At 72.7% G+C, this 26,372-nt stretch carries 18 protein-coding genes; 13 read left to right on the top strand and 5 right to left on the bottom strand.

Annotation, left to right across the window (positions count from 1 at the left end; genetic code table 11):
* Window positions 1–80: 80 nt before the first annotated feature.
* On the bottom strand, window positions 81–1,811 hold the full coding sequence (locus ABT057_RS16750; protein WP_352343766.1) for a serine/threonine-protein kinase: 1,731 nt from the start codon (window positions 1,809–1,811) through the stop codon (window positions 81–83).
* A 471-nt stretch (window positions 1,812–2,282) separates the two neighbouring features.
* Between ABT057_RS16750 and ABT057_RS16745 the strand changes: the two genes are divergently transcribed.
* From ABT057_RS16745 to ABT057_RS16710, 8 genes are all read left to right on the top strand, one after another.
* On the top strand, window positions 2,283–5,642 hold the full coding sequence (locus ABT057_RS16745) for an FHA domain-containing protein (RefSeq protein ID WP_352343944.1): 3,360 nt from the start codon (window positions 2,283–2,285) through the stop codon (window positions 5,640–5,642).
* A gap of 204 nt (window positions 5,643–5,846) precedes the next feature.
* Window positions 5,847–7,229: an ABC transporter substrate-binding protein gene (locus ABT057_RS16740; RefSeq protein ID WP_352343765.1), complete on the top strand. Its 1,383-nt coding sequence runs from the start codon at window positions 5,847–5,849 to the stop codon at window positions 7,227–7,229.
* A gap of 3 nt (window positions 7,230–7,232) precedes the next feature.
* Window positions 7,233–8,567, top strand: a complete 1,335-nt coding sequence (locus ABT057_RS16735) for a carbohydrate ABC transporter permease (protein WP_352343763.1) — start codon at window positions 7,233–7,235, stop codon at window positions 8,565–8,567.
* On the top strand, window positions 8,564–9,415 hold the full coding sequence (locus tag ABT057_RS16730; RefSeq protein WP_352343762.1) for a carbohydrate ABC transporter permease: 852 nt from the start codon (window positions 8,564–8,566) through the stop codon (window positions 9,413–9,415). Before ABT057_RS16735 ends, ABT057_RS16730 begins: the two co-directional genes overlap by 4 nt.
* A gap of 184 nt (window positions 9,416–9,599) precedes the next feature.
* The gene (locus ABT057_RS16725) at window positions 9,600–11,849 is read left to right on the top strand and encodes a bifunctional glycosyltransferase/CDP-glycerol:glycerophosphate glycerophosphotransferase (RefSeq protein ID WP_352343760.1); all 2,250 of its coding nucleotides are present in this window, start codon (window positions 9,600–9,602) and stop codon (window positions 11,847–11,849) included.
* 41 nt (window positions 11,850–11,890) lie between these two features.
* The gene (locus ABT057_RS16720; protein WP_352343758.1) at window positions 11,891–14,089 is read left to right on the top strand and encodes a CDP-glycerol glycerophosphotransferase family protein; all 2,199 of its coding nucleotides are present in this window, start codon (window positions 11,891–11,893) and stop codon (window positions 14,087–14,089) included.
* 2 nt (window positions 14,090–14,091) lie between these two features.
* A complete protein-coding gene (locus tag ABT057_RS16715) occupies window positions 14,092–16,335 on the top strand; it encodes a bifunctional glycosyltransferase/CDP-glycerol:glycerophosphate glycerophosphotransferase (RefSeq protein WP_352343757.1) in 2,244 nt (747 codons plus the stop codon).
* A gap of 94 nt (window positions 16,336–16,429) precedes the next feature.
* Window positions 16,430–17,989: a hypothetical protein gene (locus ABT057_RS16710; protein WP_352343756.1), complete on the top strand. Its 1,560-nt coding sequence runs from the start codon at window positions 16,430–16,432 to the stop codon at window positions 17,987–17,989.
* A 70-nt stretch (window positions 17,990–18,059) separates the two neighbouring features.
* On the opposite strand, the gene ABT057_RS16705 is transcribed toward ABT057_RS16710, so the two are convergent.
* Window positions 18,060–18,473: an organic hydroperoxide resistance protein gene (locus ABT057_RS16705; protein WP_352343754.1), complete on the bottom strand. Its 414-nt coding sequence runs from the start codon at window positions 18,471–18,473 to the stop codon at window positions 18,060–18,062.
* 116 nt (window positions 18,474–18,589) lie between these two features.
* Here ABT057_RS16705 and ABT057_RS16700 point away from each other — a divergent pair, with 116 nt between their 5' ends.
* Window positions 18,590–19,087, top strand: coding sequence for a MarR family winged helix-turn-helix transcriptional regulator (locus tag ABT057_RS16700; RefSeq protein ID WP_352343753.1), 498 nt, complete (start codon window positions 18,590–18,592; stop codon window positions 19,085–19,087).
* On the opposite strand, the gene ABT057_RS16695 is transcribed toward ABT057_RS16700, so the two are convergent.
* Entirely contained in the window at window positions 19,035–20,615 is a 1,581-nt protein-coding gene (locus tag ABT057_RS16695) for a glycosyltransferase family 39 protein (protein WP_352343752.1), read from the bottom strand. The two genes, ABT057_RS16700 and ABT057_RS16695, sit on opposite strands and share 53 nt — an antisense overlap.
* A gap of 92 nt (window positions 20,616–20,707) precedes the next feature.
* Between ABT057_RS16695 and ABT057_RS16690 the strand changes: the two genes are divergently transcribed.
* Window positions 20,708–21,952 carry a glycosyltransferase 87 family protein gene (locus ABT057_RS16690; protein WP_352343751.1) on the top strand — a complete coding sequence of 415 codons (1,245 nt, stop codon included), beginning with the start codon at window positions 20,708–20,710 and terminating at the stop codon, window positions 21,950–21,952.
* Between the two features lie 43 nt (window positions 21,953–21,995).
* A complete protein-coding gene (galE, locus tag ABT057_RS16685; RefSeq protein WP_352343750.1) occupies window positions 21,996–22,985 on the top strand; it encodes a UDP-glucose 4-epimerase GalE in 990 nt (329 codons plus the stop codon).
* 29 nt (window positions 22,986–23,014) lie between these two features.
* On the opposite strand, the gene ABT057_RS16680 is transcribed toward galE, so the two are convergent.
* Window positions 23,015–23,665 (bottom strand): response regulator, encoded by a 651-nt coding sequence (locus tag ABT057_RS16680; protein WP_352343749.1) that lies wholly within the window; start codon window positions 23,663–23,665, stop codon window positions 23,015–23,017.
* Between the two features lie 63 nt (window positions 23,666–23,728).
* Complete coding sequence (locus ABT057_RS16675; protein ID WP_352343748.1) at window positions 23,729–24,376, bottom strand: TetR/AcrR family transcriptional regulator; 648 nt, start codon at window positions 24,374–24,376, stop codon at window positions 23,729–23,731.
* A gap of 174 nt (window positions 24,377–24,550) precedes the next feature.
* Between ABT057_RS16675 and ABT057_RS16670 the strand changes: the two genes are divergently transcribed.
* Both ABT057_RS16670 and ABT057_RS16665 read left to right on the top strand, forming a co-directional pair.
* Window positions 24,551–25,468 (top strand): ABC transporter permease, encoded by a 918-nt coding sequence (locus ABT057_RS16670; RefSeq protein WP_352343747.1) that lies wholly within the window; start codon window positions 24,551–24,553, stop codon window positions 25,466–25,468.
* Window positions 25,461–26,330, top strand: coding sequence for an ABC transporter ATP-binding protein (locus tag ABT057_RS16665; RefSeq protein ID WP_352343746.1), 870 nt, complete (start codon window positions 25,461–25,463; stop codon window positions 26,328–26,330). Before ABT057_RS16670 ends, ABT057_RS16665 begins: the two co-directional genes overlap by 8 nt.
* The last annotated feature ends 42 nt before the right edge of the window (window positions 26,331–26,372 follow it).

Here is a 26,372-nt window from a genome sequence, read left to right as displayed (position 1 = left end):
GTACGCGCCCGAAGAGCCAACCTTCACCGTGGAGGCGGAAATCACCCGCCAGATGTCGACAAGTCCACAGACTCGGCCGCTCAGGGGGCCTTGGATCCCAGATTGCCGAAGAAGTCGGTGACCTCGTTGAACCAGTAGGTCAGCTCGCCCCACCAGCTGCGGCCGGTGCCGATCCAGCCCTGTAGCGGGCTGAACTCCCAGATCAGCCAGCCGGCCACGAAGAAGATGACGATCGTGAACAGGCAGCCCTTCAGGCAGCCGAGCCCGGGGATCTTCATCGGGTTGGCGCTGCGCTGCCTCGGCTCACGGGGCTCCCGCGGCTGCCGGGGTTCGGGGGCGGGCCGCTGCGGCTGCGGCTGGTGCCGCTGGGGCTGCTGCTGCGGCTGCCGGGGCGGTGCGGAGTACCGCTGGGGCTGCTGCTGCGGGGGCGCGTACTGCTGCTGGGGCTGCGGCTGGTAGCCGTATCCGCCCTGCCCCTGCGCGGGCCGCTCCGGCCGGCGCTGCGGCGGCTGCTGCGGGCGGGCGACCTGCCGCTGGGGGCGGCGGCGCAGCGGGTCCTCGCCGGGGTCGAGGTACTGCTGGACCTGGGTCTGTTCGTTGCGGGCGCGGGCGCCCTGCATCTGGGACTGCCACGGGTGCGGCTGCTCGGGCTGCTGCCCCTGCTGGCCGGGCTGGTGCGGCGGCACCGGCGGCAGCACGGCCGTCGGGTCGGCCGCGCCCTGCGGACCGCCCGTGTGCGGCAGGACGGCGGTGGGGTCGGCCGCGCCCGCGGGGCCGCCCGTGTGCGGCAGCACGGCGGTGGGGTCGGCGGCGCCGACGGGGCCGCCGGTGTGCGGGAGCACGCTGGTCGCCGCGTTCGGGTCGTACGCCCCGTCCGGGGAGCCCGGGACCTGCGCGGGAGCCGGGTCGGGCGCGAGCAGATGGGCGACGCCCTCGGCGGCGGCGATCTGCATCGAGTTGGCGTGCACCCCGATGCCCTCGGCGACGACCCTGAGGGCGCGCGCGAGGTTCTCGGCGCTGGGCCGGTGCTCGGGGTTCTTGCTCAGGCAGCGCTCGATGACCGTCCACAGCGGGTCGGGGACCGTGGAGGGACGGCGCGGCTCGGCGCTCAGGTGCTGGTGGAGGACCTCGAGGGCGGAGCCGCCGGAGAACGGCGGGCGACCGGTGATCAGTTCGTACAGCAGGATGCCGGCGCCGTAGATGTCGACGGCGGAGGTCTGCGGGCGGCCCTCGGCGGACTCCGGCGCCACGTACGCGGGCGTGCCGACGAACTCGCTGGTGCGGGTCAGTCCCGGGGAGTCGGCCAGACGGGCGATGCCGAAGTCGGTGAGCATCGGGTGCATCTGCCCGGCCTCCTGCTGCAGCAGGACGTTGGCCGGCTTCAGGTCGCGGTGCACCACGCCGTCGGTGTGGCTCGCGGCGAGCGCGTCGGCGACCTGGGCGGTGAGCAGCGCGGCTGCGACGGGCGTCAGCGGGCCGTTCTCGCGCAGGTAGCGGTGCAGGTCGGGGCCCTCGATGAGGTCCATGACCAGGGCGAGCAGGTCTCCCTCGACGACCAGGTCGCGGACCCGGACGATGTTCGGGTGGGTCAGCCGGAGCAGCACCGACCGCTCCCGCAGGAAGCGCATCACGATGTCGGGGTCGCTCGCGAGCTCTTCCTTCAGGACCTTGATCGCGACGGTCTCCCCGGGCTGGCCGGGCACGGCCGCCTCGGCGCCCGCGGTCTCGCGCTGGCGGGCTCGCCACACGGTGCCCGTGGCGCCGCGTCCGAGCGGCTCCTCGAGCAGGTACTTGCTGCCGACTGGCCGCACGTCACGCGCTCCCTGCTGCTTGCTTGGCTGCTTGCCTGGCTGTGCCGATCCTTGTTCCGAACCACTGTAGTGCCGGGTTCGCAGGACCGGGCTGTCGTCTTCCTCCCGTTCGTACGGTTCCCGTTCCTCTTTGGTTCGCACGGGTCCCGAGCTGTTTTCCCCCGGTCCCCGGGGTCCTGGGCGGTTCTGGGGCGGTTCTGGGGCGGTCGTGGGGCGGTCCCGGGAGGGGTCCTGGGGAAGACGCCCGTCCCGGCCGCTCCGGTTGCCCGGGCCGGACGTGACCGATCTCAACTGATCGCCGGCGAGGCAATGGTCAGGCACTTTTGCGGGCAGAGCCGACCAATCAAGATCACTTGGTCTCGGGTGGTGGGCACGTTGTCAGTGGCAGGTGCGAGGATGCCTGCAGTACTGGCCGATGTGCTCGTGGGGTGGGGGAAGTCCGCGCCCGCGCAGAAGGGACCACTGACGGCGATGCAGATCCGGCTGACCGTCGTAGACCCGCCGGCCCCGCATGCAGACGCGCGCGGGCCCGCCGCGACCTGCGACGTACTGGTCACGGCGCCCGCCGGCACGGCCCTGGCCTCGGTGGCGTCCGCCCTGGCCTCGGCGGTCTCCGGAGAGGGCGCCGGCGGCGCCTCCGTCGTCCTCTACGCGGGCGCGGAGCGGCTCGACACCCAGCGCTGCACCCTCGGCGAGCCCCCACTGATCGACGGCGCGGTCCTCGCCGTGGGCGCCCCGGCCGACCCCGAGCCGCATCCCGAGGTCGACGACGCCCCGGCCCGCCTCCACGTGGTCGCGGGGCCGGACGCGGGCGGGGTCCATCTGCTGCACGGCGGGCAGGTCCGCGTCGGCCGCTCCGCCGACGCCGACGTCCCGCTGGACGACCCGGACGTCTCGCGCATCCACTGCGCGGTGACGCTCTCCGCCGACGGCCGCGCCACGGTCACCGACCTGGGCTCCACCAACGGCACCACCCTGGACGGCACCCGCATCCAGGACCGTCCCGTCCGCCTCGCCCCCGGCGCGCTGCTCCGGATCGGCGAGTCGGCCCTCCGGCTGGCTCCCCCCGGCGGCCCGGGCGCCCGCGTGCCGACGACCCCGGACGGCGAGGGGCACGTACGCGTGCCGTGCGGCGATCCGGCGGACGGACAGCAGCCGCAGGACGGCACCCCCGGACCCAGGACAGCGCCCCGCGTGCCGCCCACCCCCGCCGAGCCCGCCGGCCCCACGGGCCACGCCTACGGCAAGGTCGACTGGACCGGCGCCGCGGACACGGGCGCCTCGGACACCGCCCCCAGGCCGCATGCCTCCCTGGTCCCGGGCCAGGGCGCCGCCCCCCGCATCGAGAGCCACCCCGGCCCCGCCGCACCCCGCCGCACCCCGCCCCCCGTCGCCGACACGGCCACCCACGCCGGCCGCTCCGGCCTCGGCTCGTTCACCCCGCCGTACGACGACGTCCGCGGCCCGCACACCGCCACCCCCGCTCCGTACGACGAAACCCCGGACCCCCACCGCTCCCCCGACGGCCCCCACCGCAAAGGCACCCCCCTGCGCGGCACCGACATACCCCCCGGCGTGCGCAAACGCGGTGGTCTGTCCGCGTGGGCGCGGCGGCTGGCCGGTGGCCGCGGCGCGCAGGACGGACCGGACACCGGGGTCTACGACGAGGACGCTCCCGGAGCGGAGGCGGAACCCGCCGCGTTCCCGGCCCCCGCGCCGGAGACCTGGCCGGATCCGGCGGCGCTGCTGCTGACGGCCCTGGCCCCGGGCCCCCGCCTGTGGGAGCGCGGCCCCGGTCACCCGGAGGCGCTCACGGTCCGGCTCGGCACGGCCGACCGGGCGGCGCCCGACGGCTCGGGCCTGCTGCCCGCCGTTCCGGTGACGGCGGGACTGCGCGAGGCAGGGGCGCTGGGCCTGGCCGGGCCGCGCCCGCGCCTCATGGGACTGGCACGCGCGGTGCTCGCCCAGCTCGCCGCGCTGCACTCCCCCGACACCCTGGAAATCGTCCTGATCAGCACGGACCGGGCGCGCGGCGAGCGGGAACGGACCGCCGAGTGGTCCTGGCTCGGCTGGCTGCCCCACCTGCGCCCGGGCCACGGCCAGGACTGCCGTCTCCTCGTCGCCTACGACCACGACCAGGCCGCCGCCCGCACCGGTGAACTGCTGCGCCGCCTCGCGGACCAGCTGCCCGACGGCACCGCCCCGGCCCCCCGCACCGCCCACCGCCCGTCCTGGGCCCGGGCCGACGCCACGGACGGCTTCCCCGGCCCCTACACGGTGGTCGTCGTGGACGGCGACCCGGGCGGCGCCGATCTGCGGGAGGCGGTGACCCGGCTGGCGGTGGCCGGCCCGCGGGCCGGGATACATGTGCTGTGCCTGGCCGAGACGTCCGCCGTGCCCTCGGGCTCCCCCGCCGCCCTCCCGGCCGCGGTGGCGAAGACGTACGAGGCGGCCTGCGGGGCGGCCCCCGCGTTCCGCTCGTGCGGGGCGGTCGCGCTGCTCAGCGGTGATGTGGCGACGGCCCTGAGGCTGCTGCGGGTCGCCCCGGAGGGCCCGGTGGGCCCGGGCACGGTCGCCGCGGTGGACGCGGTGTCCCCGGCGTGGGCCGAGCGCTTCGCGCGCGCCCTGGCGCCGCTGCGCCCGGACGGCGGCGGGGAGCGCCACACGCGCGTGTCCGCGCCGCTCCCCCAGTCGGCCCGCCTCCTGGACGAATTGGGCCTGGCCCGTGCCACCCCCGCCTCCCTGATGGCCCGCTGGGCGGACGCGGCCGACGACGCCGAGGCTTTGGGCGGCCGGGCCTGGGCGGTCCTGGGCGCCGGCCCGCGCGGACCGGTCTCCGTGGACCTGGCCGCCGAGGGCCCCCATCTGCTGATCGAGGGTCCGCCCGGCAGCGGGCGCACGGAACTGCTGCGGGCGGTCGTCGCCTCGCTGGCCGCTGCCGAGCGCCCGGACCGGCTGAGCGTCATCCTGCTGGACGGCCGCGACACCGTCGGCAAGGGCGCGGGCGGTCAGGGCGACGGCCTGCGCGTCTGTACGGACGTACCGCATGTGACCACGCATCTCACCGCCAACGACCCGGTCCGTATGCGGGAGTTCGCGCAGTCCCTGAGCGCCGAGCTGAAGCGGCGGGCCGAGCTGCTGGGCCGGGGCGACTTCGCCGAGTGGCACACGCACCGCGAGGTCTCCGGCCGTATCGTCCCGCAGCGCGGCGCCGCGCCCGGATCCGGCAGCGGCGACCTGGACGCCCCGCCCAGCACCACGCTGCGTCTGCGCCCCGCGGCGGCCGCCGCCCGGCAGCAGGCCGATGCGCCTCCCCCGCTGCCGCGGCTCGTCGTGGTCGTGGACGACCTCGACGCCCTGGTCTCCCCCGCGCTGGGCTCCCCGGGCCGGCCCGCCGCGGGTTCCGTCATGCGTGCGCTGGAGGCGGTGGCCCGCGAGGGCGAGCGGCTCGGTGTCCATCTGGTGGCGGCGACCGGCCCTGACGTCCGTACGGCGGAGTCCGAGCCGGCCCGCCGTTCCACCGTTCGGATCAGTCTGGACGCCTCGGGTTCGAACACCGACGAACCGGCCCCGGGCCGGGGCCGCCTCAAGGGCGCGGACGGCCGCGTCACCCCCTTCCAGGGCGGCCGTGTCACGGGCCGCATCCCCCGCACGGCGACCCAGCGCCCCACCGTCGTCCCGCTGGAATGGCACCGCATGGGCGACCCCCCGGCCCGCCGCCCGGTGCGGGAGCTGGGCAACGGCCCCACGGACCTGGCCTTGTTGGCCAGTGCACTCGAACGGGCGGCACGCCAGCTCAGCCCGGGCCACCCCAGCCCGTCCGGCGTTTGAGAACGGGGCCCCTCCAGGGCCGGAGCGGGGGCCTGGGGGTGGCGGCCCCCGGACGCCCGCGCCGACACCCCGTGCCGATCACGACGCGGTCACGATCCCCCGGTTGACAGCGTGGGCGCTCTTGCCGACCTCTCGCACCCGGCGTAGACCAGAGCCCACGGGACAGCGCTCAACGTTCGACGAGGAACGAAGAACGGGGCAGTGATGCGCAGGACGAGCAACACCATCCGGACACGCAGGACCGTGCACGTGGCCGCCGCGCTGCTGGCGGGAGCTCTCACGCTCTCGCTCACCGCGTGCAGCAGTGACGACGACAAGAGCAGCGGAAACGGCAGCGGAACCGGGACCGAGGATTCCGGCAGCTCGCTCACCCTCCCCAAGCTGGACGGCACCACTCTCGAGGTCGCCGCCGTGTGGACCGGAGCTGAACAGGCCAACTTCAAGAAGGTCCTGGCGGAGTTCGAGAAACGCACCGGCGCGAAGGTGACCTTCGTGCCCGCGCAGGACCCGATCATCAACTTCCTCGGGTCGAAGATCGCGGGCGGTCAGCCCCCGGACGTCGCGATGCTGCCGCAGCCGGGCGCGATCAAACAGGCCGTGGACAAGAAGTGGGCGAAGCCGCTCGGCGCCGAAGCCAAGGCCGAACTGGCGAAGAACTACTCCCAGGGCTGGCAGGACATCGGCGCGGTGAACGGCACTCGGTACGGCGTGTATTACAAGGCCGCCAACAAGTCGCTGATCTGGTACAACGCCAAGGTCTTCGAGAACGCGGGGGCAACCGAACCCGCCACCTGGGACGCGCTGCTGAAGACCGCTCAGACGGTCTACGACTCCGGCGTCACCCCGTTCTCGATCCCGGGCGCGGACGGCTGGCCGCTGACAGACTGGTTCGAGAACGTGTATCTCTCCCAGGCCGGCCCGGAGAAGTACGACCAGTTGGCGAAGCACGAGATCAAGTGGACGGACCCGTCCGTAGCCCAGGCCCTCACCACGCTCGCGCAGATCTGGGGCAAGAAGGACTACGTGGCGGGCGGCGCCGACGGAGCCCTCCAGACCCAGTTCCCGAACTCGGTCACCCAGACCTTCACCGGCGGCGACCAGCCCAAGGCCGCGATGGTCTACGAGGGCGACTTCGTGCAGGTCAACATCGCGCAGACGGACGCGAAGATCGGCACGGACGCCAAGGTGTTCCCGTTCCCGAAGGTCGGCGACACCGCGCCGGTCGTCTCCGGCGGTGACGCGGCGGTCATCCTGAAGGACTCCAAGGGCGCCCAGGCCCTGGCCACCTTCCTGGCCTCGCCGGACGCGGCGGAGATCCAGGCGAAGCTCGGCGGCTACCTCTCGCCGAACAAGAACGTCGACATCTCCGTGTATCCGAACGCGGTTCAGCAGAAGATCGCCAAGGCGCTGATCGCGGCGGGCGACGACTTCCGCTTCGACATGTCCGACCAGGCCCCGCAGGCCTTCGGCGGCACTCCCGGCAAGGGCGAGTGGAAGGATCTGCAGGACTTCCTGAAGAACCCGAAGGACGTCTCCGGCATCCAGAAGAAACTGGAGTCGGACGCGGCAGCGGCCTACGGGAACTGACGCATGTCGACGGTCACGGGGGCCGCGAAGGCGGCCCCCGCACGCGAGCGCAAGAGCGTGACCGGTACCCGCAGGACCGTGGCGGCGCTTTTCCTGCTGCCCGCCCTGCTGCTGCTCGGCGCGCTCGTGGTCTACCCGATCGGGTACTCGGTCGTGCGCAGTCTCTACGACCAGTCGGGCGACGGTTTCGCCGGCGCGGACAACTACAAGGCCCTCTTCACGGACGACGGCATCCGCACCGCGCTGAAGAACAACGTGATCTGGGTGGTGTTCGCGCCGACGGTCGCGACGGCGCTCGGTCTGATCTTCGCGGTGCTGACCGAACGGGTGCGCTGGGGCACCGCGTTCAAGCTGGTCGTCTTCATGCCGATGGCGATCTCGATGCTCGCCGCCGGCATCATCTTCCGGCTGGTCTACGACCAGGACCCGGACAAGGGCGTCGCGAACGCGGTGTGGGTGGGCGTGCACGACACGTTCGCCCAGTCGTCCGCGTTCCCCAAGGCGCACCCGGGCCGCGACTCGCCGCTCACCGCGCAGGACGGCGGCTTCGTCACCAAGGCGACCGTCCGCACCGGCGAGGCGGTCACCCTGCCCCTGGTGGGTGTCGCCCCCGACCAGATGCCCGACGACGCGAAGAAGGCCGTGGCCCCGCAGGCCGACCCGGGGAAGATCACCGGCACCACCTGGCAGGACTTCACCCGCGGCAAGGGCGTCGGCACCCTCGGCGCCCTCGACCCCACCGAGCTGGGCTACCCCGGGATGAGGATCGAGGCGGTGAAGGACGGCAAGGTGGTCGCGTCGGCGAAGGCCGCCGACGACGGCACCTTCACCCTCCCCGCCGAGGCCGACGGCGCCCGGCTCCGGCTGCCCGCGAGCAACTTCAAGGAGCCGTACAACGGCCTGGACTGGCTGGGTCCTTCGCTGGTCACGCCGTCGATCATCGGGTCGTACATCTGGATGTGGGCCGGTTTCGCGATGGTGCTGATCGCGGCCGGTCTGGCGGGCGTGCCGCGGGAACTGCTGGAAGCCGCCCGCGTCGACGGCGCGAACGAGTGGCAGGTCTTCCGGAGGGTCACCGTCCCGCTCCTCGCGCCCGTCCTCGCGGTCGTCACCGTCACCCTGATGATCAATGTGCTGAAGGTCTTCGACCTGGTGTTCATCATCGCGCCGGGCTCCTCGCAGGACGACGCGAACGTGCTCGCGCTGGAGCTGTACCGCAAGGGGTTCTCCGAGGACCAGCCGGGCATCGCCAGCGCGATCGCGGTGTTCCTGCTGCTGCTGGTGATCCCGGTGATGTGGTTCAACGTGCGCAGGCTGCGACGGGAGGTGCGGCGATGACGACGACGGCCAAGTGGCTGCTGGAGAAGCTCAACGGCGGTCTGGTCCGCACCTTTCTGATCGTCGTCGGGCTGTTCTGGATGGTCCCGACGATCGGACTGCTCCTGTCCTCCCTCCGCTCCCCGGAGGACATCAGCGCGAGCGGCTGGTGGAAGGTGTTCTCGCAGCCCTCCCAGCTGACCTTCGACAGCTATCAGAAACTGCTCGAGAACAGCGACATCACCAACTCGCTCGTCAACACGGTGCTGATCACCGTCCCGGCGACGGTCCTGGTCGTCGTCATCGGCTCGCTCGCCGGATACGCGTTCGCGTGGATGGAGTTCCCGGGCCGCGACTGGTGGTTCCTGGCCGTCGTGGGGCTGCTGGTGGTGCCGGTGCAGGTGGCGCTGATCCCGATCGCCGAACTCTTCGGCAAGATCGGGCTGTTCGGTTCCGTCCTCGGCGTGATCCTGTTCCACGTCGGCTTCGGGCTGCCCTTCGCGGTGTTCCTGCTGCGGAACTTCTTCGCGGAGATCCCCCGTGAACTGCTGGAGGCTGCCCGGCTGGACGGCGCCGGCGAACTGCGTCTGTTCGTACGGGTCGTGATGCCGCTGGGCGGTCCGGCGATCGCGAGCCTGGCCATCTTCCAGTTCCTGTGGGTGTGGAACGACATGCTGGTGGCGCTGGTGTTCACCGACGCCGACAGCCAGCCGATCACGGTCGCCCTGCAGACGCAGGTACGGCAGTTCGGCAACAACATCGACGTGCTCGCGCCCGGCGCGTTCATCTCGATGGTGATCCCGCTGGCCGTGTTCTTCGCGTTCCAGCGGCAGTTCGTGTCCGGGGTGATGGCGGGCGCCGTCAAGTAAGCGGCTCGAACAAGCGGCTGAGCAAGCGGCCAAGCAAGCAGCAACGACGACAGGGGCGGGCCGGACACCGGTCCGCCCCTTGTTGTTCACCCAGCATCCCCCGTATGCCACACGAACCGTAACCAAGTCACTCCATCGGCCGTTTCCGGGCAAGGCCCTGCTCGCGCCGACCCATGGATGTCCCTTGCCCAGGTTCAGTGTCATCGTCCCCGTGTACAAGGTTCAGGCGTACCTGCACGAGTGCCTCGAATCGGTGCTGTCCCAGTCGTGGACGGATCTCGAACTGATCGCCGTCGACGACCGTTCGCCGGACGCCTGCGGCGAGATCATCGACGAGTTCGCCGTCCGTGACCCGCGGGTGCGGGCGGTCCACCTGCCGCGGAACGGGGGCCTCGGGCGGGCCCGCAACGCGGGGATGGCGGTGGCGGCCGGCGACTACCTGCTGTTCCTGGACTCGGACGACACCCTCGCCCCGGGCGCGCTGCGCGCCATCGCCGGCCGGCTGAAGGACACCGGCGAGCCGGACGTCCTGGTCTACGACCACGAGCTCACCTTCTGGGACGGCCGGGCCGAACGCAACAAGTTCGCCGCCCAGTTGGCCGAGCAGGGCCCGGTGCCCTTCCGCCTCGAGGACCGCCCCGGTCTGCTGCGGGTCCTGATGGTGGCCTGGAACAAGGCGTGCAGGCGGGAGTTCGTCCAGCGCACCGGCCTGACCTTCCCGCCCGGCTTCTACGAGGACACACCGTGGACGTATCCGCTGCTGATGGCGGCGGACTCGATCGCGACGCTCGACCGGGTCTGTGTCCGCTACCGCCAGCGCCGCCGCGGCAACATCCTCTCCACCACCGGCCGGGGCCACTTCGACGTCTTCGAGCAGTACGACCGGGTCTTCGCGTTCGTCGAGCAGCGGCCCGAACTTGCCCGGTGGCGGCCGGTGTTGTTCCGCCGCATGATCGACCACTTCTCGACGATCTTCACGAAGGGCGACCGGCTCCCGCGCGGCACGCACGCCGAGTTCCTGCACACGGCCCGCGCCCACTACCGCCGTCACCGGGCCCCGGGCAGTCCCGTCCCGCTGCGCTCCCGGCTGCGGCACACCCTCGTCCATCTGGGCCTGCACCGCACGTACCGGGCGCTCCAGGCGGCCATGACCCTGCGCCGCCGCACTCTCAAGACCGGTGTGAAACTGGCGCGTTCCCTCAGGGCCGCCCTGCTCCAGGCGCACTACCGCGTCCAGCTCCGGCTTCCGTTGCGCGCCGACCGCGCGGTGTTCGGCGCGTACTGGGGGCGCGGGCACAGCTGCAATCCGGGTGCGCTGGAGACCGCGTTCCGCGCCCTCGCCCCGCAGGTGCGCACGGCGTGGATCGCCCGCCCGGAGCACCGGCAGGCGATCCCGCCCGGCCCCATGCACGTCGCCCCCGGCACGGCCGCGTACTGGACGGCACTGGCCCGCTCCAAGTACCTCGTCAACAACGTCAACTTCGACCGCAGGCTGGTCAAACGCCGCGGCCAGGTCTTCGTCCAGACCCAGCACGGCACCCCGCTCAAGCACATGGGCCTCGACCTCGTGGAACACCCGGCGGCCGCCCGGGACACGGACTTCGACGAGCTGCTGCGCGGCGTCGACAAGTGGGACTACGTCCTGTCCGCCAACCGCCACACCACCCTGACCTGGGAACGCGTCTACCCCGGCGGCTACGAGACCCTCGAGTACGGCTATCCCCGCAACGACGTCCTGCAGCGGGCGACCGTGGCCGACGTGGCCCGGCTGCGCGAGTCCCTCGGCATCCCCCGCGACACGGTCGCGATCCTCTACGCCCCCACCCACCGCGACTACCGCCGCACCCAGCGCCCCCTCCTCGACCTGGAGCACGTCCTGCGCCGGCTGGGCCCGCGCTTCGTGATCCTGGCCCGCGCCCACTACTGGCAGAGCCCCCTCCTCACGCGCCCCGTCCCCGGCGTCATCGACGTCTCCGGCCACCCTTGCGTCGAGTCGCTCTGTCTGGCCTCGGACGCCCTGGTCACCGACTACTCGTCGATCATGTTCGACTACGCCAACCTGGACCGCCCGATCGTCGTCCACACCGCCGACTGGGACGCGTACGAGGCGGCCCGCGGCACCTACTTCGACGTGCGCGCCTTCCCGCCGGGCGCGGTCGCGCGCAGCGAGGACGAGCTGATCGACATCTTCACGACCGGTCACTGGCGCGGCTCCCGCTCGGCCCAGCTGCGCGCCGCGTTCCGCGAACGGTTCTGCCCGTACGACGACGGGTGCGCGGCCGAGCGGGTCGTACGGCATGTCGTCCTGGGCGAGCGGGGCCGGCCGCCGGTCGTGCCGCTCGCCGACCGCCGGCCGGTGCCGTCGGCGGCGGCGCACCCCGCGTCCGCCGTACCGCAGCCTTCCGGTGCGCTGCCCGTCACCGACGGCAGCTGACCGGCACAGTCCGCACAAGAAGTGATCAAGGAAAGAGCAGTATGCCCCGCTTCAGCATCATCGTCCCGTCCCATGGGGTCGCGGGCCGGCTGTCCCTGGCGCTGGACTCCGTCCTCGCCCAGTCCTTCGGAGACTTCGAGCTGATCCCGGTCTGCGACGGGCCCGGCTCGTCGGCCGCCGCCGTCGCCGCCGGGTACGCGGAGCGGGACTCGCGGGTGACGCCGGTGCACTCGCCGCCGTCGGCGGGCCTGGCCGGGGCGCGCAACTCCGGGGCCCGGGTGGCGGACGGCGGGTACCTGCTGTTCCTCGACGGCGACGACACGCTGGTCCCGGGCGCGCTGGCGGCGCTGGACGCCCGCCTCACCGCGACCGGCGACGTGGACGTCCTGTACTTCGAGCACGAGCGCGCCCCCTGGTGGGAGGGCGAGCCGGGCAACCCGGCGGCCGCGCTGCTGGCGGACACCCCGCAGGGCGCCTTCGCCCCCGCCGAGGCACCCCGGCTGACCGGTGTGCGGCTGCCCGCGTGGAGCGCGGCCTACCGCCGTTCCTTTCTCGCCGAACACCGGCTCGCGTTCCCCGACGGCCACTTCACGGACGTCGCCTTCGGCGGCCTGGTCACCCTGCACGCCGACCGGATCGCCGCCCTGCGCCGGGTCGTCGTACGGCATCTGCTGCGCCGCCAGGGCAGCCGGCTCGATCTGCCGGGCGCGCACCACACCGAACTCCTGGACCGGACCGCGGAGGTGCTGGCGCGGGCGGCCGAACTCGGACTGTCCGCGGACCGGGCGGGGCCGCTCTTCGAGCAGCTGTTCTCCCTCGTCCTGAAGACGGCCGCGCATCCGGCACGGCTGACGGGCGGTCCGCGCCGGGAGTTCTTCCGCCGGGCGGCCGGACTGTACCGCCGCCACCGTCCGGCGGGGTTCCGCATGCCGGGCGGGAGTGTGGGGGTGCAGCACCGGCTGCTGGCGGCGGGGGCGTACACCGCGTTCCACGCGCTGCGGGGCGCCAACCGGAAGGTGTCGGCCGCCGCCCGCCGCGTTCCGCGACCCCGGGGGCTGCGCACCCGCCTGTACTACCGGCGCCAGCTGCGCCGCCGTATCGACCCCGACCTGGCGGTGTTCTGCGCCTACTGGGGCCGCGGGTACGCGTGCAGCCCGGCCGCGATCCACGCCAAGGCCGCCGAACTCGCCCCGCACATCCGGTCGGTGTTCCTCGTCGAGGCCGGCCAGGCGCACACGATGCCGGCGGGCGTCGACCACGCGGTGATCGGCAGCCGCCGAGGCTGGCGAGTGCTGGCCCGCGCCAAGTACCTGGTCAACAACGCCAACTTCGCGGACGGCGTGGTCAAGCGGGAGGGGAGTGTGCACGTGCAGACGCAGCACGGCACCCCGCTGAAGAAGATGGGCGTCGACCAGTCGACGTACCCGGTGGTGGCGGCGACGACCGGGTCCTTCACCAAGCTGCTCGGCCGTGTCGACCGCTGGGACTACAACCTGTCCTCCAACCCGCACTCCACCCAGATGTGGGAGCGCGCCTTCCCGGGCCGCTACGAGCACCTCGAGTACGGCTATCCGCGCAACGACGTCTTCTACACGACACCGGCGGAGGACGTGGCGCGCATCCGGCGGGAGCTGGGTGTGCCGGAGGGCGCGAGGGCCGTGCTGTACGCGCCCACCCACCGCGACTACCGGAGCGGTTTCGAGCCCGGGCTCGACCTCGAGGCGTTCTGCGAGGCGGCCGGCGAGGACGTCGTCGTCCTGCTGCGGGCGCACTACTTCTACGACCGGGGCCCGGCCAGGGGATCCGGCCGGATCATCGACGTCACCGGACACCGCTCGTCCGAGGACGTCTGCCTGGCCGCCGACGCGCTGGTCACCGACTACTCGTCGATCATGTTCGACTACGCCAACCTGGACCGCCCGATCGTGGTGTACGCCGACGACTGGGACGTCTACCGCGAGACGCGGGGCGTGTACTTCGACCTGATGGCGGCGCCGCCGGGACCGGTCGCGCGGACGCCTCAGGAACTGGCGCGGGTGTTCCGCGACGGCTCGTACGACTCCCCCAGGTCGACGGCGCTGCGGGCCGGGTTCCGGTCCCGTTTCTGCCGGTTCGACGACGGCCGGGCGGCCGAGCGCGTGGTGCGCCGGGTGCTGCTCGGCGAGTCCCCGGAGACCATCCCGCCCGTGAGACCCCTGGCGGAGCGCGTGCCCGCCCCCGCGACCCTCGTGAGGAGCTGACCGTGCCCCGCTTCAGCGTCATCGTGCCGTGTTTCAAGGTGCAGGGCTTCCTGCGCGAGTGCCTCGACTCGCTCCTCACCCAGTCGTACCGGGACTTCGAGGTGATCGCCGTCGACGACCGCTCCCCGGACGGCTGCGGCGCGATCCTCGACGAGTACGCCGCCCGTGACGAGCGCGTCCGGGCGCTGCACCTGCCGGAGAACGTGGGCCTCGGCCGCGCCCGCAACGCGGGGATGCCGCACGCCACCGGCGACTACCTGTTCTTCCTGGACAGCGACGACGCCCTCACGCCGGGCGCGCTGCGCGCGATCGCCGACCGGCTCGCGGAGTCCGGCGACCCGGACGTGCTGGTCTTCGACTACGCGCGCACCTACTGGTGGGGCGGCACCCGCCGCAACGCCCTCGCCCGCGTCCTCGCCGACATCGGCTCCGGCACCTTCACGGCCGCCGAACACCCGGAGATCCTCGACCTGTTGATGGTCGTGTGGAACAAGGTGTACCGCCACGACTTCGTGGAGAAGAACGGCTTCGCCTTCCCGCCCGGCTACTACGAGGACACCCCCTGGACGTTCCCGGTCATGCTCAGCGCGGAGCGGATCGCCACGCTGGACCGGATCTGCCTGAACTACCGCCAGCGCCGCCAGGGCAACATCCTGTCCACCACCAGCCGCAGGCACTTCGACATCCACGACCAGTACGAGCGGGTCTTCGACTTCGTCGACTCCCGTCCGGAGCTCACCGGCTGGCGGCCGTACCTGCACCGCAAGATGGGCGAGCACTGTCTGGACATCCTGGCCAAGCCGGACCGGCTGCCGCCCTCGGACAAGGCCGAGTTCTTCCGCCGTACGGCCGAGATGTCGGCCCGGTACCGGCCGGCCGGCGAACCGCTTCCCGCCGGACTGCGCGTCCTGGAAGGCGGTTACACGGCCTACCGGATCGGACGGCAGGCCGGGCGCGCGGGCCGGGAGCTGGCGCGGCGCGGGCGGCAGACGCGCGGGGCGGTCGCGGGGCGCGTACGGCGGATGGCGGAGGACGTGCAGGCCCGCCGCCCCCTCGACCCGCGGCTCGTCGTGTACTCGGCGTTCTCGCACCGGGGTGTGCTCGGCGACCCCGGCGCGGTCTACCGCAAGGCCCTGGAGATCGCTCCGCAACTGCGCGGGGTGTGGGTCGTGCGCGACGAGGAGACGGCCGCGCGGCTGCCCGAGGGCGTCGAGCACGTGCTTGTGGACTCCCCCGAGTACCGCAGGGTGACCGCACGGGCCGGATTCTTCGTCAACAACGTCAACTGGCCCGGCGCGCTGGTCAAACGCCCCGGCAGTGTGCACATCCACACCCACCAGGGCACCCCGCTGAAGTACATGGCCGCCGATCTGCTCGACCGGCCCGGCGGCCGGTTCGGCGTGGACGTGCCGCAGATGCTGCGCCGCGCCGACCGCTGGGACCACAGCCTGGTCGCCAACCGGCACTCGGAGCTGGTGTGGGAGCGGGCCTACCCGTGCCACTTCGCCTCGGCACGGACCGGCAGCCCGCGCAACGACGTGCTGGTGGGCGCGGGCGCGCAGGCGGGGGCGGCGGTCCGGGAGCGGCTGGGCATCCCGGCCGGGCACACCGTCGTGCTGTACGCGCCGACCCGGCGCGAGTACGTGCGCGGCGGGCACGTCGACCGGATCGACCTGGCCCGGTTCGCCGCCGACCTCGGCGCGGAGCACACCCTCGTGGTGCGTCTGCATCCGTCGCTGGCGGCCGGGCCCGCACGCGGGACGGGTCTGTCGGACCTGCACCGGCGGGGGCTGCTGATCGACGCGACCGACGAGCCGCACGTCGAGGACGTCATGCTCGCCTCCGACGTCCTGGTCACCGACTACTCGGCCCTGATGTTCGACTACGCCAACCTGGACCGTCCGATCGTCGTCCACGCCGACGACCTCGGCGCGTACACGGCCAGCCGCGGCACCTACTTCGACATCACCGCCGAACCCCCGGGGCACGTCTCGCGCACCTACCGCGAACTGGCCTGGCTGCTGGCCTCCGGAAGTTGGCGCGACGAGGACTCCACGGCGCTGCGGGCCGGCTTCCGGGCCCGGTTCTGCGCGTACGACGACGGCCGCGCCGCCGAGCGGGTCGTCCGGCGGCTGCTGCTGGGCGAGGAGTTCCCGGACGCGGCGGAGGCCGAGTCGGACCGGCAGCAGGGAGTTCCGGTGCAGGAGCGGTGCGCCCCCTCCGATCGGGCTCACTCGATGGGGTGACGATCGGCAAGGCCGTTGAACCGGGCGGGAACGTACAACCAATGCCCCTCATGTGCGACTCCTCTCCCGCCTGCCGTTTTCCGGTCTCCGCCCGGTGAGCGCCGGTGTCCTGATCCGGCGCCCGGTGCGCGGTGCCACGGCGCTGCGCGGCGGCCGGGTGTGGCGGCCGAGCCCGTACCAGGTCTTCGGTTTCCTGTTCTGGCTGGTGATGTCGCTGGCGTACTGGCGGGTGCCGCTGTGCTGCGACGCGGGGGTGCACGCGGCGGTGGTCGAACGGCTCAAGGACAACCTGTCGCACCCGCGGCACCCGATGGCCGACCTGCCGGGCGCGGGCAGCCCGTACTACTCGCCGTACGCGCTGGCCGAGGGCGTGTTCGCCCGGCGGACGGGCCTCACGGGGTGGGACGTGCTGCGGGTGGCCGGGCCGGTGAACCTGCTGGTGCTGCTGACCGGCATCGGCCGTTTCGTACGGCTGCTGACGCCGAGGCCCTGGGCGCCGGTGCTGGCGCTGACCGCGATGACCCTGCTGTGGGGCACGGAACGCGCGTGGTGGAGCGGCTATCTGGGCCTGATGTCGATGACCGGCAACCTCGGCTATCCGTCCACCTTCGCGATCGGCCTCGCCTTCTGGGCGTGGGCCGCGGCGGGCGCACGCGCGCGTGACGAGCGCCGGGTGCGGTACGTCGGCCCTCGGGGGCTGCGCGGCTTCACCGGGTACGCGGGGACCGGTGTGCTGTTCGGGGTGATCCTGCTGGTGCATCCGATCACCGCGGTGGCGGCGGTGACGGGGGCCGTCGCCGTGGTCCTGGGCCGGCAGCGCGGCTGGTGTCCCGCGGTCGCGGCCCGGTGGGCGCTGACGGGGGCGGTGGCGCTGCTGGTCGCGGGGGGCTGGCCGTACTTCGACGTGTTCGCGCTGGCCGGGGACGGCAGCGTGGACGGGATGCACCGGCGGCTGTACGCCGGTCTGCCCGGTCACTTCTGGCTGGTGTTGCCGGGGCTGCCGGTGCTGTGGGGGCGGGCGCGGCGCTCGGCGCGCGACCCGCTGGTGCTGATGTTCGCCCTGGACTGCCTGGTGGTGGCGTACGGGTGGGTCAGCGGCCACTACACCTACGGGCGGATCCTCGGACTCGCCCTGGTCCCGCCGCAGTTCGCGCTGGCGGTGGAGCTGGCGGCGCCCGGGCCGTGGGGCGTGCGCCGGCGGCTGCTCGGCGCGGTCGCGGCCGCCGCGGCCTGTACCGGGCTGCTGACCGTGCAGGCGGGGGCGGTGGTGCCGCGCTCACTGGATCCGGTGGGGTTCGACCAGCCGCCCCGCTGGGAGTCGTACGCATGGGCCGCGCGGCACATCGGGCGGGGCGAGGTGGTCATCACCGACGGGTACTTCGCGGCCCACGCGATCGCCGGGTACGGGCCGAACCTCGTCGCGCCGCCCTGGCCGGACGCGGCTCTGGACGAGCGGGCGCGGCTGCGGCGGGAGGCCGACGTGCGCGCCTTCCTCGCCCCCGGGGCGAGCCGTGCCGCGCGCGCGGCGATCGTCCGCCGCTACCACGTCCGCTGGCTGCTGCTGACGCGCTGGCACCCGGTGCCGGCGGAGGCGGTGGTGGTGACGTGGAGCCGGCGGACCGGGGAGGTGCTGGCGCGGGTGGGACACCCCTGAAAGCGGCCTGTTGGGGGAGCGACCGCTCTCAGGGGCAGTTCGGGGGACCGGGGAGACGGGGACCGGGGGACTACTCGATGACGAGGTCGACCTCGATGTTGCCGCGGGTGGCGTTGGAGTACGGGCAGACCTGGTGGGCGGTCTCGACCAGCTTGCGGCCGGTCGCCTCGTCCAGGGTGTCGGGGAGCTCGACGCGCAGCGTCACCTTCAGGCCGAAGCCCTCGCCCTGCTTGCCTATGCCGACCTCGGCGGTCACGGCGGCGTCGGAGACGTCGACCTTGGCCTGACGGCCGACCAGACCGAGCGCGCTGCCGAAACAGGCCGCGTAGCCGGCGGCGAACAGCTGCTCCGGGTTGGTGCCCTGACCGTTGCCGCCCATCTCCACCGGCAGGGCGAGCGCGAGGTCGATCTTTCCGTCGTTGGAGACGGCGCGGCCCTCGCGGCCGTGGGTGGCGGTGGCGACTGCGGTGTAGAGCGCGTCCATGGATGAACCATCCCTCTCAGAAGTCTGTCTCCGTGACGGTCTGTCCCGGTGACGTAAGTAGAGCACACAATTCAATTGTGCACAACTAAATGGCTCGCTGGAGCTACTCTGGAGTCATGAGCTCGACGTCGACCCCCGCCGCCACCCCAGCCCCTTCGGAGAACTGGCTGCTTCTGGACCGCCAGATCTGCTTCTCCCTGCACGCCGCGTCGCGTGCGTTCAACGGCGTCTACCGCGTGATCCTCAAGGAACTCGGACTGACCTACCCCCAGTACCTGGTGATGCTGGTCCTGTGGGAGCACGGCGAACTGCCCGTGAAGAAGCTCGGCGAACATCTGCGCCTGGACTCCGGCACACTCTCCCCGCTGCTCAAGCGGCTGGAGGGGGCGGGCCTGGTACGCCGTGAGCGCAGCGCGCGCGACGAGCGCTCGGTGGAGGTCCGGCTCACCGACGAGGGCGCCGAACTGCGGGAGCGGGCGCTCCAGGTGCCCCGCCGGATCGTGTCGGCGACCGGGTTCGACCTGGCGGAGATCGGCGAGCTGCGAGATCGGCTCGACCAGCTCACCGGTGCGCTGGACGCGGCCGCCCTGCAGGAGGAGCCGGGAAGCCGGTAGAGGCGGGCGGGAAGCGGGCCGGGGCGGCCGGGCGGCGGGTGTAGAGGCGCAGCGAGACGCCGTCCCGCACGAACTCCCGCCGGGGCTCGCTCGGCACGAACTCCTCCGTCACGACGGTCAGCTTGACCCGCTCGGTCGGGTTGCGCGGGTACCAGGCGGACTCCAGGGCGTACGGCTCGGCGGCCACCCAGAGCCGGTCCAGCGCGAGCAGGTCACGGCGCAGTTCAGCGGCGCCCCGCTCCCGGCCGTACAGCGTCCCGGAGACCGGACCGGGGGCCTTCAACGCCACGTCCCGCACCCCCCGGAAGCTCCGCGGGTAGGTCACCGCGGCCCGCCGCCCGATGGTCGGCAGGAACACCACGGCGTCTCCCGGCCGCAGCTCGCGGGCGGCGAACGCGGAGACGGCGGCCAGGGTGGCGGGCCGGGCGAGGGTGCGGTCCCGGCGGTGGAGGGGCAGCTGATGGACGAACGCGAGAGCGACGACGAGAGTTCCCGCGAGCGGGACGAGGACACCCGCCCGCCTCACCCCGGGCGCCGGCCGCGCGACGCCCCCCAGCACCCGGTCCGCGCCCGCCGCCACCAGCAGGGGCGCGCCCGCCAGGGCGTACAGCACGTACCGGTCGTCATACATCGGCCGGAACTGGGAGACGGCCAGCAGGATCAGCGGGGGCACCACCGCCCACGGGAGGGCGACCGCGGCGGGCGTCAGCCGGCGCGGACCGGGCAGGGCCAGGAGCGCGAGGACCAGACAGGTCCAGAAGACCGGCGCGGTGGGCCCGAGGAACGCGTGCAGCAGCCGCTCCGCACTGTCCGCCCCCGGCCGCGGCAGCCACGCCACCTGCCCGGCCTGGCCCTTGGACACCACCGCGAGCGGCATCAGGGCGAGCACGGCCCCGCCCGCCGAAGCGGCCCAGCGCGGCCACGCGCTCCGCTCCACGCGCGCGTACAGGAGCGTCAGCGCGTGGGCGAGGACCAGCAGCACCGCCAGTTCGTGCAGCAGACAGGTGAGGGCGAGCGTGACGCCGTACGGCCACCAGGAGCGCCCCCGGAGCGCCCGCAGGAGCAGCAGGGTCGCCCCGGCCGTGCCCGCGGCGACCATGGCGTACGAGCGGCCCTCCTGGGCGTAGTGGCCCACGAGCGGGGTCACCGCGTACAGCAGCCCCGCCCACAGGCCGACGCGCGGCCGGACCAGCCGCGCCCCCAGGGCCGCGACCAGGCCCGCCGCGACGGCCGCCGCGCACACCGACGGCAGCCGCAGCACGGCCTCGCCCGGCCGGAGCGCGAGGACGGCGTGCATGAGGAAGTAGTACAGGCCGTGCACGGCGTCCACCCTGTGCAGCAACAGCCAGATCTGCGGCACCGAGCGCCGCGCGACCTGGAAGGTGACCGCCTCGTCGCGCCACATGCCGCCGCGGTCGAGCCCCCAGAGCCCGAGCAGGAGCATGACCCCGGCGGGGACGGCGACCGCCACGGCCGTCCGCCACGGCGTTCCGAGCCCCGCGCTCCCCCTGCCCCCACACTTATTCATGTGCACCATTTTGTGCGAATAAGCGCCGTTTCTTGGCTATTGACGGAGTATCTGAACTAAAGAGGCATTCGGGCGGCTTACGATCCGCCGTCATGGAACGTCGTCGCCTTCTCCTCGTCCTCGCCGCCGCCTGGCTGGCCACCCGCGTCCTGATGCTGTGGCTGCTCGCCCACGACTCCCTGGGCATCCTGGGCGGCCGGGTGGGCCGCGAGGTCTGGCGCCTCTACCACCACTGGTACGGCGTCCTGGCGCACGGCGCCTTCCCCGCGCACGACACGCTGTGGCAGTACCCGCCGGGCGCCGGCCTCGTCCTGCTGTCACCGGGAGTCCTGCCGTGGTGGACGTACTTCGAGTCGTTCGTCGCCCTCACGGTCCTCTCGGACTCCGTGATCGCGTACGTGCTGGCCCGCGCGGGCACCCGCCCCGGCCGCACCCTGGCCGGGGCGGCGGTCTGGGTGGGCGGCCTGCCCCTGCTGGTCCGCGTGCCGTTCGCGCGCTACGACGTCCAGGTCACGGCGCTGGCCGTGGTCTCCTTGCTCGCGCTGTCGCGCTCCACACGCGCGTGCGGGGCGTTCGCGGCCCTGGGGGCGCTGGTGAAGGTGTGGCCCGCCCTGGTGCTGGTGGGCGTGCCCAGAGGGCGCGACAGCCGGTCGGTGTGGGCGTCGGCGGCGCTGGGCGGGACCTCGCTGCTGCTGCTCCTGGTTTTCGCGTTCCGCAATCCGCTCGCCTTCCTGCGCCAGCAGGGCGGCAGAGGCGTGCAGATCGAGTCCCTGGGCGGCACCCTGCTCTCCCTCGCGAGACACGTCGGATGGCGGGGCAGGGTCCGCTACCAGTACGGCGCGATGGAGTTCACCGGCCCGTACGTCCCGAGCGTCGCGCACGCCTCGCTCGCCCTGACCGTCGTCGCCTTCGGCGTGCTGCTGCTGTGGCGGATCCGCGCCCGCCGCTGGACCGAGGCCGTGCCCTACGACGCCGCGCTGAGCGCCGTCCTGCTGTTCACCGTGACCAGCCGGGTGATCAGCCCGCAGTACATGATCTGGCTGCTGGGCCTGGTGGCCGTCTGCCTGACCTCCCGGCACACCACCCAGCGCCCGGTGGCCGCGCTGATCCTGGCGTCGACCGCGCTCAGCGCCGTCATCTACCCGGTCCTGTACGCCGAGGTCATCGCGTGCACCTGGACCGGCACCGGTCTGATGGTCCTGCGCAACGGCATGCTGCTCGCGGCCGCCGCGCTGTCCTTCGTGCGCCTGTGGCGCGCGAGCACGGTGCGTGCGCCGGAGAGCGCGGGGAGTTGTCCACAGACTCTGCGGGAGAGTCCGACGCCTGCTTCACTGTGAGACGACTTCCGAGTGACCGAGAGACGAGGGGGAAGGCCGAGCGATGACCTGGCTGATCACCGGCGGTGCCGGCTACATCGGGGCGCACGTGGTGCGGGCGATGACGGAGGCGGGCGAGCGGGCGGTGGTGTACGACGACCTGTCGACCGGCGTCGCCGCGCGCGTGCCGGACGGCGTGCCCCTGGTGGAGGGCTCGACGCTGGACGGCGAGCTGCTGGCCCGTACCCTGACCGGACACGCGGTCACCGGTGTCGTCCATCTCGCGGCGAAGAAGCAGGTCGGCGAGTCGGTGGAGCGGCCCCTGCACTACTACCGGGAGAACGTGGAAGGGCTCCGCGTCCTCCTCGACGCGGTCACCGCGGCCGGGGTGGCGTCCTTCGTGTTCTCCTCCTCGGCGGCCGTGTACGGCATGCCCGACGTCGGCCTGGTCACCGAGGACACCCCCTGCGTGCCGATGTCGCCCTACGGCGAGACGAAACTGGCCGGCGAGTGGCTGGTCCGCGCGACCGGCCGGGCCACGGGACTGTCCACGGCCTGTCTGCGCTACTTCAACGTGGCGGGCGCGGCCACCCCGGAGCTCGCCGACACCGGTGTCTCCAACCTGATCCCCATGGTCTTCGAGAAGCTCACGGAGGGCGCGCCGCCGCGCGTCTTCGGCGACGACTACCCGACCCCGGACGGCACCTGCGTACGGGACTACATCCACGTGGCCGACCTGGCCGAGGCCCATGTGGCCGCAGCGCACGCCCTGACGGCGTCCCCCGGCCGCGACCTCACCCTCAACATCGGCCGCGGGGAGGGCGTCTCGGTCCGCGAGATGATCGACCGCATCAACACCGTCACCGGCCACGACCGCCCGCCCGCCGTCGCCCCCCGCCGCCCCGGCGACCCCGCCCGGGTCGTCGCCTCCGCCGACCGCGTCACCGCGGAACTGGGCTGGAAGGCCCGACACGACGTCCAGGACATGATCACTTCCGCCTGGGCGGGCTGGATCCGCCTGCATCCGGAGGCGGCCCGGAGCCGGTCCAGCTAGTGCCCTTCTGCTGCGACATCCCGCGCCCGCTAGGCGTTGGCATTGTTCAGGTACGCCAGTACCGCCAGGACCCTGCGGTGGCCGCTGTCGCTCGGGGGCAGGCCCAGCTTCAGGAACACGTTGCCGATGTGCTTGCTGACCGACCGTTCGGTGATGACGAGCGTCGTGGCGATGGTGGCGTTGTCGCGGCCCTCGGCCATGAGCCCCAGCACCTCGCGTTCGCGCGCCGTGAGCAGATCCAGCGGGGAGTCCCTGCGGCGCGTCATCAGCTCGGTGACGACCTCGGGATCCAGCGCCGTACCACCGCCGGCGACCCGTTCGAGGGCGTCGAGGAACTCGTCGACCCGGCCGACGCGGTCCTTCAGCAGATAGCCGACGCCGCTCGCGCCCCCGCCGAGCAGTTCGGCCGCGTAGGACTCCTCGACGTACTGGGAGAGCACCAGCACCGGCAGACCGGGGATCTTCTCCCGGGCCTCCAGCGCCGCCCGCAGCCCCTCGTCGCGAAAGCCCGGCGGCATCCGCACGTCGAGCACGGCCACGTCGGGGCGGTGCTCCAGCAGCGCCGGCAGGATCTCGGGACCGGTGGCGACGACGGACACCACCTCGTGCCCCGCCGACGTCAGCAACAGGACGAGCCCCTCTCTGAGCAGGGCGTTGTCCTCGGCCATCACGACTCTCATGACACCTCGACTCCCGTCGGCACCGCGGATTCCCGTCCGGCACCGGCACCCGGAGCCTCGTGCTCAGAGTGCCTTGATCGCCTCGGCGGTCGCCCGCGCCAGTGCGCCCAGGTATCCCTTGGGCAGCTTCGGGCTGCGGATCACCACCGCACGCCAGTAAAGCGGACCCGAGATCAGATCGAGCACCAGCTCCGTGTCCAGCCCCGCCCGGACCTCGCCGCGCCGCTCCGCCGCCGCCACGATCTTCAGCGAGACCCCCTCCTGGCCCTCCCGCAGCGCCTTCTGCATGGCCTCGGCGATCTCCGGGTTGCGGGCCGCCTCCGCCTGGAGGTCCGGGATGACCTGCGAGGCGACGGGGTGCCTGAGCGCCCGGGACGTCACCTCGTACAGCATCCGCAGATCGCCCTCCAGGCTGCCCGTCTCCGGGACCGGCAGGCCCTGCACGGCGAGCGCCGAGACCAGGTCGAGGACGAGGTGCAGCTTGGAGCGCCAGCGCCGGTACACCGCGGTCTTGCCGACGCCGGCGCGCCGGGCGATGCCCTCGATGGACATCCGCGCGTAGCCGACGGTCGCGAGCTCCTCGAACACGGCCGCGCGAATGGCTTCCGTCACATCCTCGCGGAGCACGGCCGCGCCCGCGGGAGCCCGGCGGCGCGGCTTCGCCCTGGATGCGTCGGCGTTCGTCGCGTTCGTCGTCATGCGAACCAGCATAGGGCGTTACGACGAAACGGTTGCGTTCCGACGTCGAGAAGGCCTACGCTCACGTTGCGACGATACGGTCCCGTTCCGACGTAAGAAAACGTGAAGAGAAGCGTAAGAGAACACAGGGTGACGGGAGCGAGGCCGGACGCGCGCACCCCCACCCCCCGAGTGAAAGCAGCGGATGTGAGCCAGGTACTCCACACACCGCCCACGACAGAGGCCGGACCCCCCGACGACCTCGCGGCTCTCGCGGCCCGCCACGGCCTCTCCGTCAGCGGCGCCCGCCCCTCCCTGCCCGAGTACGTCCGCCAGCTGTGGGCACGCCGCCACTTCATCACCGCGTTCGCCACCGCCAAGCTCACCTCGCAGTACAGCCAGGCGAAGCTCGGCCAGGTCTGGCAGGTGATGACCCCCCTGCTCAACGCGGCGGTCTACTACTTCATCTTCGGCGTGCTGCTGCAGACCAAGAAGGGCGTGCCGGACTACATCCCCTTCCTCGTCACGGGCGTGTTCGTGTGGACGTTCACGCAGAGCTCGATCATGTCGGGCACCCGCGCCATCGCCGGCAACCTCGGCCTGGTGCGCGCCCTGCACTTCCCGCGGGCCGCGCTGCCGATCTCGTACTGCCTCCAGCAGCTCCAGCAGCTGCTGTTCTCGATGGCCGCGCTGCTGATCATCCTGTTCATCATGGGCGTGCCGCCGGCGCTCTCCTGGGTGCTGGTGATCCCGGCGCTGACCCTGCAGTTCCTCTTCAACGCGGGCGTGTCGATGATCCTGGCCCGGGCGGGCGCGAAGACCCCGGACATCGCCCAGCTGATGCCGTTCGTCCTGCGCACCTGGATGTACATCTCGGGCGTGATGTGGAGCATCGACAACCTGCTCAGCAAGCACAGCGACCTGCCGGCCTGGGTGGCCGACGTACTGCGCGCCAACCCGGCCGCCGTCTACATCGACCTGATGCGCTTCGCACTGATCGACACCTTCCACGCCGGCCAGCTGCCGCCCCACGTGTGGGCGTGGGCGGCCGGCTGGGCGCTGGCCGCGGGCGTCGGCGGTTTCATCTACTTCTGGAAGGCTGAGGAGACGTACGGCCGTGGCTGACATCGCACCCCGCACCACCCCCTTCGACCTCGCCGACGAGCGGGCCCCCACCGTCATCTGCGACAACGTCGACATCGTCTACCGCGTCAACGGCACCGGCGGCGGCCGCGGCTCCGCGACCGCCGCCCTCAACCGCATCCTGCGCCGCAAGGCGGCCGAGAAAGCGGCCGGCACCCGGCTGGTGCACGCGGTGAAGAAGGTCTCCTTCATCGCCTACAAGGGCGAGGCCATCGGTCTGATCGGCACCAACGGCTCCGGCAAGTCCACCCTGCTCAAGGCGGTCGCGGGCCTGCTGCCGGTGGAGAGCGGCCGGATCTACACCGACGGCCAGCCCTCCCTCCTCGGCGTCAACGCGGCCCTCATGGGCGATCTGACCGGCGAGCGCAACGTCTACCTCGGCGGCCTCGCCATGGGCATGTCCCGCGAGCAGATCAAGGAGCGCTACCAGCAGATCGTCGACTTCTCCGGCATCAACGACAAGGGCGACTTCATCTCCCTGCCGATGCGCACCTACTCCTCCGGCATGGGCTCCCGGCTGCGCTTCTCCATCGCCGCCGCCAAGGACCACGACGTCCTCCTCATCGACGAGGCCCTGGCCACCGGTGACGCGCTGTTCCGCAAGCGTTCGGCGGACCGCATCCGCGAGATGCGCGAGCACGCCGGAACCGTCTTCCTGGTCAGCCACAGCAACAGCTCGATCCGCGAGACCTGCGAACGGGTGCTGTGGCTGGAGCGCGGCGAGCTGCGCATGGACGGTCCGACGGAGGAGGTCATGGACGCCTACGAGGCGTTCAGCGGCGACGGCAAGGCCAGGAAGAAGCCGCCGGCCAAGCCGAAGCCGGTCGCGACGGTCACCGCCTGACCAGCGCACCCACACGACGAGGGCGCCCCCCGAGGACCGGGA

The sequence above is a fragment of the Streptomyces sp. NPDC002588 genome (genome assembly GCF_040295925.1).
In the GTDB taxonomy this organism is placed as follows: domain Bacteria; phylum Actinomycetota; class Actinomycetes; order Streptomycetales; family Streptomycetaceae; genus Streptomyces.
Note: the sequence above shows the minus strand (reverse complement) of the source record. Positions and strands in the feature narration are given on the sequence as shown.

Coding starts and splice junctions, on each gene's coding strand:
- ABT057_RS16675 (WP_352343748.1), bottom strand. CDS start 24,376: ATGCTGGTTCGCATGACGACGAACGCGACGAACGCCGACGCATCCAGG.
- ABT057_RS16730 (WP_352343762.1), top strand. CDS start 8,564: ATGACGACGACGGCCAAGTGGCTGCTGGAGAAGCTCAACGGCGGTCTG.
- ABT057_RS16735 (WP_352343763.1), top strand. CDS start 7,233: ATGTCGACGGTCACGGGGGCCGCGAAGGCGGCCCCCGCACGCGAGCGC.
- ABT057_RS16690 (WP_352343751.1), top strand. CDS start 20,708: ATGGAACGTCGTCGCCTTCTCCTCGTCCTCGCCGCCGCCTGGCTGGCC.
- ABT057_RS16740 (WP_352343765.1), top strand. CDS start 5,847: ATGCGCAGGACGAGCAACACCATCCGGACACGCAGGACCGTGCACGTG.
- galE (WP_352343750.1), top strand. CDS start 21,996: ATGACCTGGCTGATCACCGGCGGTGCCGGCTACATCGGGGCGCACGTG.
- ABT057_RS16695 (WP_352343752.1), bottom strand. CDS start 20,615: ATGAATAAGTGTGGGGGCAGGGGGAGCGCGGGGCTCGGAACGCCGTGG.
- ABT057_RS16680 (WP_352343749.1), bottom strand. CDS start 23,665: ATGAGAGTCGTGATGGCCGAGGACAACGCCCTGCTCAGAGAGGGGCTC.
- ABT057_RS16705 (WP_352343754.1), bottom strand. CDS start 18,473: ATGGACGCGCTCTACACCGCAGTCGCCACCGCCACCCACGGCCGCGAG.
- ABT057_RS16720 (WP_352343758.1), top strand. CDS start 11,891: ATGCCCCGCTTCAGCATCATCGTCCCGTCCCATGGGGTCGCGGGCCGG.
- ABT057_RS16700 (WP_352343753.1), top strand. CDS start 18,590: ATGAGCTCGACGTCGACCCCCGCCGCCACCCCAGCCCCTTCGGAGAAC.
- ABT057_RS16745 (WP_352343944.1), top strand. CDS start 2,283: ATGCAGATCCGGCTGACCGTCGTAGACCCGCCGGCCCCGCATGCAGAC.